The organism is Streptomyces sp. NPDC097617 (assembly GCF_044761485.1).
Taxonomy (GTDB): Bacteria; Actinomycetota; Actinomycetes; order Streptomycetales; family Streptomycetaceae; genus Streptomyces.
Genome location: NZ_JBIWCL010000047.1, coordinates 21584 through 27863 on the forward strand (window position 1 = coordinate 21584; position 6280 = coordinate 27863).

The 6280-nt window shown below is 67.0% G+C and carries 6 protein-coding genes; 3 read left to right on the plus strand and 3 right to left on the minus strand.

The window, feature by feature from the left end:
* The first annotated feature begins 142 nt into the window (after positions 1–142).
* Complete coding sequence (locus tag ACIQZO_RS39345) at positions 143–490, plus strand: integrase core domain-containing protein (protein WP_403636071.1); 348 nt, start codon at positions 143–145, stop codon at positions 488–490.
* Here ACIQZO_RS39345 and ACIQZO_RS39350 read toward each other — a convergent pair.
* Positions 485–1648, minus strand: a complete 1164-nt coding sequence (locus ACIQZO_RS39350; protein WP_403636073.1) for a replication-relaxation family protein — start codon at positions 1646–1648, stop codon at positions 485–487. The genes ACIQZO_RS39345 and ACIQZO_RS39350 overlap by 6 nt on opposite strands.
* A gap of 418 nt (positions 1649–2066) precedes the next feature.
* On the opposite strand from ACIQZO_RS39350, the gene ACIQZO_RS39355 reads away from it, so the two are divergent.
* On the plus strand, positions 2067–2534 hold the full coding sequence (locus ACIQZO_RS39355; protein ID WP_403636075.1) for a hypothetical protein: 468 nt from the start codon (positions 2067–2069) through the stop codon (positions 2532–2534).
* 555 nt (positions 2535–3089) lie between these two features.
* Here ACIQZO_RS39355 and ACIQZO_RS39360 read toward each other — a convergent pair.
* The gene (locus tag ACIQZO_RS39360; RefSeq protein ID WP_403636077.1) at positions 3090–3575 is read right to left on the minus strand and encodes a hypothetical protein; all 486 of its coding nucleotides are present in this window, start codon (positions 3573–3575) and stop codon (positions 3090–3092) included.
* Between the two features lie 461 nt (positions 3576–4036).
* Here ACIQZO_RS39360 and ACIQZO_RS39365 point away from each other — a divergent pair, with 461 nt between their 5' ends.
* The gene (locus ACIQZO_RS39365; RefSeq protein WP_403636078.1) at positions 4037–5998 is read left to right on the plus strand and encodes a proprotein convertase P-domain-containing protein; all 1962 of its coding nucleotides are present in this window, start codon (positions 4037–4039) and stop codon (positions 5996–5998) included.
* A 9-nt stretch (positions 5999–6007) separates the two neighbouring features.
* Here ACIQZO_RS39365 and ACIQZO_RS39370 read toward each other — a convergent pair.
* Positions 6008–6280: transposase (locus ACIQZO_RS39370; protein ID WP_403636079.1), on the minus strand; the 273-nt coding region annotated here is incomplete at its 5' end.

Below are 6280 nucleotides of genomic sequence, written 5' to 3' on the forward strand. Positions count from 1 at the left end.
TCCTACTGGACCGCCGGCCCGGAGCGCCCCAGCCCCGGGCCGGCGGCTCCTCCTGGTCCGGGGCCGGCAGGGGGCGGGCGAGTGTGGTCTGCGCGAGGAGGCCTCCCAGGGCCGGGCACATGCCCGGCCCTGGGAGACATGGGTGACCGACGACAACCCCTACAGCGAGGCCCAGTTCAAGACCACAAAGTACATGTCCGACTACCCCGAACGCTTCGACTCCCTGGCCCACGCCCGCGAGTGGTTCGACGCGTTCATCGCGTACTACAACCATGAGCACCGCCATTCGGGCATCGGCCTGCACACACCCGCCAGCGTCCACTTCGGAACCGCCGAGGAAGTCCGCGACCAGCGCGCCGTCACCCTCGCCCAGGCATACGCCCGCCACCCCGAACGCTTCGGCCGCCGCCCCCAACCACCCGAAATACCCCAGAAAGCATGGATCAACGACCCGGCCAAACGCCGGGAACCCACACCACAAACCTCATAACCTCACGACCGTCTCACTGGACTTGAAATCTTCCGCGCTGCTTGTCAGCCGCGTCGGCGCGGGCCTCCTGGTCGCGGTAGAGGACCTCGCGTCGGGGTTGTCGAGCGCGGCCGTCAGCGTCTGCTCGCCGGTGCGTCCCAGCCGCCGCCACACCGCCGCGTCCGCGCCGTGTTCCTGGAGCTGTTCCAGGGTGGTGACGACGACGGGCACCGCCCGGCCGTAGTCCTTCGCCGTGATCGCCTCCTGGTAGAGGCTCCGGTAGCGGCGCGGCGCCCAGTAGTCGCGGCCGGCCTCCTCCAGCACCGCGATCGTGTTGGCGACCTTCGCCTCGGTGGTGTCCGCGAACACGAACGCGAGTGGCACCAGGCCCTCCCGGCCGGTCGGCGGATAGAACCGGCGCCACAGCTGCTGCTCGTGGCCGACGACGCTGTCGATCGCGTCCGGCCGGGTGCGGATGAGGTCCACGGTGCGCTTGTCCGCGTCCTTCGGGAGCAGCCGGCCCCACTCCCAGTACCGGCGCAGCTTGTGCACCAGCTCGTGGGCGTCCTCGGTACGGCGGTCGATCTCCAGCAGCAGCGCCGGCACCCCGGCCGCCGGCGCCCGCACCACCAGGTCCGCCCTCTGCACGAAGCTGCTGCCGAGCCGGTGCCCGATGCTGGCGCGGTGGAGTTCGGCGGCCGTCGAGGTGACCGCCGCGGCGTGGTCGTCGTAGCTGGTGCCGAGCAGCTTCCCGGTGACCGGGCCGTACTTCTTCTCGCGCAGCGCCGAGACTCGTATGCCCTTCGGCTCCAGCAGCTTCTTCGCCTCGCCGTGTCCTCGCCGGGTCAGCGCCCACACCTGCCGCTGGTCCTCCCGGACCGTTTCGATCCTCACCAGGTGGTGCTCCTCCAGATCCAGGAGGTTGTCCCGTACGAGCTTGTCGTGCTGGTTGTCGGGGCGGGTCAGCTTCCACAGCTGGTCGGGCGTGGCCCGCTGGAAGATCCCGAGCGCTTGCAGCAGTTCCCGGCGTCGAGGTTCGGTCGAGGTCCTCCTGTGCTTTGGCTTCCTCGGTACAGGAGGGTTGTCGGACCTGCGGCGACCTCCTGTCCGCCCCGTCTGACCTGCGGATATGCCCGGCTTGGCAGAACGGGGCGCGGAGGGGGTGATGGAGGGGTCCACGGAGGGGGCCGGAAGGACCCCTTGCGGAGGTTCGACAGGCCCGTTCTCCGGGTCCGGGTCAGGCTGTGCGGGCGGGGTGAGGGCGGGCATCGGATCCTCGGTTCTCCGGCCGGCGGCCGGGTCGGTGAGCTGGACCAGGTCGCGCGCCGCTGCGCACGAACCAGTGGCACCGTGAGGAAGACCCCCTTGTCCGCTGTCTGATCGCCCCGACCTACCGGTGTCTCCTATGCCCGAGAAACGCCTTGCCCCGGCTCGTTTGTCCATGAGCAGCACCACACCAGCGCCCCGGGCTTGCCGGGTCCGGCAGGGAGGGAGACCTCTCCCTCCCGAGCACCGGCCTCTGTCCACAGGGCCGCCAATAGAGGCTCCTCTTGAGGCCGCCGCGATCAGCGCGGTGGCCCGTACATGAGGAGTCGTCATGCCCGAGACCATCACCCTGCCGCTCGCCCCGATGACCCCGAACGCGGCGATCAGCACGTTCAGCTACCTCCGGGCCGTCCAGGCCGGTGACTTCGCAGCCGCCGACAAGTTCGCCGGCGCCGAGCCGCGGATGGCCGAGCTGCTCGTCGACGTCCTCGAGCGGATCGTCGTACCCGTCACCTCCCTGGCCGGGCCCCTGGGCGATGAGCCGTGCGACGCGGCGTTCGCCCTGGAAGCCGTCGGGCGCGTCCTGGTGAAATCCCTGCGCATCTGGGAGCAGACCGGCCACGGGGCGGCGGAGGGAATCGCTCACGCCGTCATCGAGTTCGTGTTCCACGTCCTCACCGAAGACCACGAGGACGTCGCCGATGTCCTGCGCCAGCTGGAGGCGGTCGCAGTGAGCCAGGCCCTCAATGCCCACCCCACACCGGACGGTGCCCAGCCGGTGCGCCTCTCCATCGCGTAGTCCGCACCGGGGACGGCGGTGGTGCGCACCGCGCCCATCGGGTGGACTCCACCGCACCGCACCAGGTGCGCGACCACGTTGGCGGGCCCTATCACACACCCCCTTGACCAGGCCCTGATCGGCGGCCGAACCTGCTGTGTCAAGGAGAAACGTGCCGGTGGCGAACCTGGTCAAGGGGTAGAGCCGAACGTGGTCAAGGGGGTAGGGCGGACCTGGTCAAGGGGGGCGCGTGGGCCCGTGCCGTGCAGGTGCGGCGCGCCGGGTGCAGGTGACAGTGCCGCGCATCGTCGGACGGTACGTACCCCGTGCGGTGCGGGACATCGTGGTGCGCCCGAGAGTGGAGCCCACTGGCTTTGTCAGCGAGTTACGCGTTTTCACCTACGCAGCCAAATCCCCGACCACACACGCTGAACAGCAGAAACCCCACTCCCCCTCAGCGACAGCCTCACGCACGGCAGAGCCGAGCCTGTCTGCCTACGCGGGCGCGCAGACAGACAGGGCGCATCCATACTGCTGGGCCGGCTTCCTGTCAGAAGTCGGCCCAGGTTGTTGTGTTCAGGCAGTGCGCCTCATGACGATCTCGGGGCTTCCGGGAGTCGAGAACGTGAGCCCTGTCACCGTCGGCGGTGTCGTGCCCAGGAGCCCGGCCTGACATTGGGTGTCCCGGGTGGTGACTTCCAGGAACTCGGGCGGACCGACCGGGCGGAAGGCGGGCACCGTCAGCACCAGGTTCCCGACGGCGTCAGTCGACTGGATCTTCGCAGAGCCCATCGCCTCGTGAGTACCCGAGGTACCCGACACCGCCAGCTTCATGGCGTACACGCCCGGCCTGGGGAACGTCAGGGTGTAGGTCATCTGGCTGGGGCCGTTTCCGATGAGCGCCGTCCCGGTGAACGTACCCGTGTAGTCGGCGAAGGCCCGGCCGCACGCATTGTCGGTGAGCGCACTGCTTGCCTGAGCCACTCCCGGCGCGACGCCGCACATCAGCGCCGCTCCGGCGGCGACGGCGAAACTCCTACCCAGCACACGAGCAGACCGCATGAAGACCCCATTCCTTTGGCACGCCGGCCGAAGCCGCGGAGGAGCACACCATGTGCCGCCTCTGATCAGGATGCTGACCCGGCCTTCCAGAACCCCGCCACTCAGCACAGCCGGATGAGGTCGACACGCCTGAACGACACAGCCATTCAGGGGAGAGCGTTCGGCAGGACGAGCGACCAAGGAACCACGGCACGGTATCCGGCACGCCCGTCCGGCGGACGATGCTCGCGTAACACCAGCTGCTTTCCCGCACCGCGCGAGCTCGACCCTGCCACCCCCTTCCCCTGCACTGCGAGGTCACGATGCCGGCTGCACTCCAGACGCCACCCCCACCCCTGCCACCCGCACCACGGCGGGCCCAGCCCGCGCTGCTCACCTACCTCATCACCGCAGTCCTCATCGCCTCCTCGCTCGTCCTCTACAGCGCGCCTTGGAGTCATGCGACGCCGGGCCAGCACCGGATGGCGACCTGGAACATGCAGGGAGCCTCGTCCGCGAGCGACAGCAAATGGACCACCACCGTTGCCCTCCTCGCAGTAGGCGGCAACAACCGGATTGAACACGACGTGGTCGCCCTCCAGGAAGCTGGCCCCCGCAGCAGCCTGCCCGGCACCGTTGTGCGCACCGGCAACATCACCGTCAACGGAAGACAGGCGACGTATCAATACGAGGTCCGCAGGTGGAGAGTCGGCAGTACAACCCGCGGTCGGGACGTCTACATCACCTGGCTGAACACCGATCCCACCGGAAACCGCAACAACGTCGCCATCGTCAGCCACGAAGACCCTGGAACCCCGCGTGCCATCGCAGCGCGACAGGCCAATAACAGCAACTGGGGGATGCGTCCCGCACTAGGAATCCAACTCTCCGACGGCAGCCAGTTCTGGAGCTTCCACGCCAGCTCCAACGGCGACAACCGCAGCAACGACGCACAGAACATGCTCGTCGAAATCGCGAGCGCAAGTGCACCAGGCATGTGGGCCGTCCTCGGCGACTTCAACCGGCGTCCCGATAACCTCACAGTCCCCCCCGGCTCGCAGATCTACTCCAGCGGTTCAGGAACCCAGCAGGGGGGTGGCGAACTCGACTACATGGTCTCCAACGACCGCCAGACGATGACAGGGTGGTCCGGACGCCGCCTCAATGGAGCGGGCTCTGACCACTATGCAATTGAATTCGCCTTCCGTGCTGCCGCCAATTTCAACGTAATCAGCAGCGTCCAGCATCCGGATAAATGCCTCCAGAGTCCCGATGGCAACATCGTCACGATGGATAGATGCAACTCGGACCTAGAGGAACTCTTCTACTACAAAGACAGGGACCTCTTGACCGACGGCTACCATTGCCTCGCCTTCCTCAGCCCTGAATCGAACCCCGCCCGCCCAGCCTTTGTGGATTGCACCGACCCGGCGCACACGAATTCCACCAAGTTCAAGCTTCTAGCCAACGGAACAATCATTCACTTGGCCTCGAATTATTGCCTCGACACGAGCGACGAATGGGGCCGGGAGGCGCGGCTGTGGTGGTGCAACACCACAACCTGGCCTGCAAACCAAAACTTTGTAAACACCTTCGCGGATCCGTACCAGCCCCCCGGCCTCTCCATCTTCGGCCCTGCGACCGGGACAGAGGACGCTGCCACCGCCGGATCCGGAACCACACCTCCCCCCGATTCCTGCCTCATGCCGGCGAACCCGCAGCTCGACCCGTGCAAGCACATCTCCAAGCGGAGCATCGCCGACGTTCCCGTCCTCGACCAGACCACGGCCGAAAGTCCCCTCCAGGTCCACGGCCAGAGCGGCTACGCCCCAACAAACCTCGCAGTCGGCGTCGACATCAAACACACCCATCGGGGCAACCTCGTACTGAGCCTCGTCGCCCCCAACAATTCGGTCTACCCGCTTGAGGACATCGCGGACAGCGACAGCAACGACCACGTCTTCAAGTCGTACACCGTGAACGCCTCAACCCAGATCGCGAACGGCACATGGAAACTACGGGTACAAGACGTCGCTTCCGGCAACTTCGGCACCATCGACGCCTGGAACCTCACCTTCCCCAACGGATCCGCCAACACATCAGGCACCCCGCCCATCCTCGACCACCACGAGAACTTCAGCCACGCCATCACAAGCAACAACAGCGGGTCCGCACCGACCAACCTCGGAGTGAGCGTCTACCTCACCCACCCCCGACGCGGTGACCTCGTCCTCAAGCTCTACGGACCCAGCGGCCGCTCCTACCCACTGGAAGACTTCACCGACAGCGACACCACCGCTGACGTCTACAAGAACTACACAGTCAACGCCTCCTCCGAGACCGGCACCGGCATGTGGAGACTCAGCGTCACCGACATCACGACCGGGAACACCGGCACGATCGACGCATGGGGCCTTTCGTTCCCGCGACCATCCCCGTTCTAAGAAGTCATCTCATTTGGCCAGCCTGCGGTAGCAGATGAGGGTGCAGGCGATGCTGGTGAAGGCGAGGAAGTGCTCGGCTTTGCGTTCGTAGCGGCGGTGGAGACGGCGGCAGCCGGCGAGCCAGGCCATGGTGCGCTCGATGGTCCAGCGGTGGCGGCCCAGCCGCTGTGAGGACTCGATGCCGCGTCGGGCGATGCGGTGGGTGATACCGCGCCCGCGTAACCATCGGCGCAGGTGGGCGTAGTCGTAGCCTTTGTCCGCGTGGAGTTTGCCGGGGCGCCG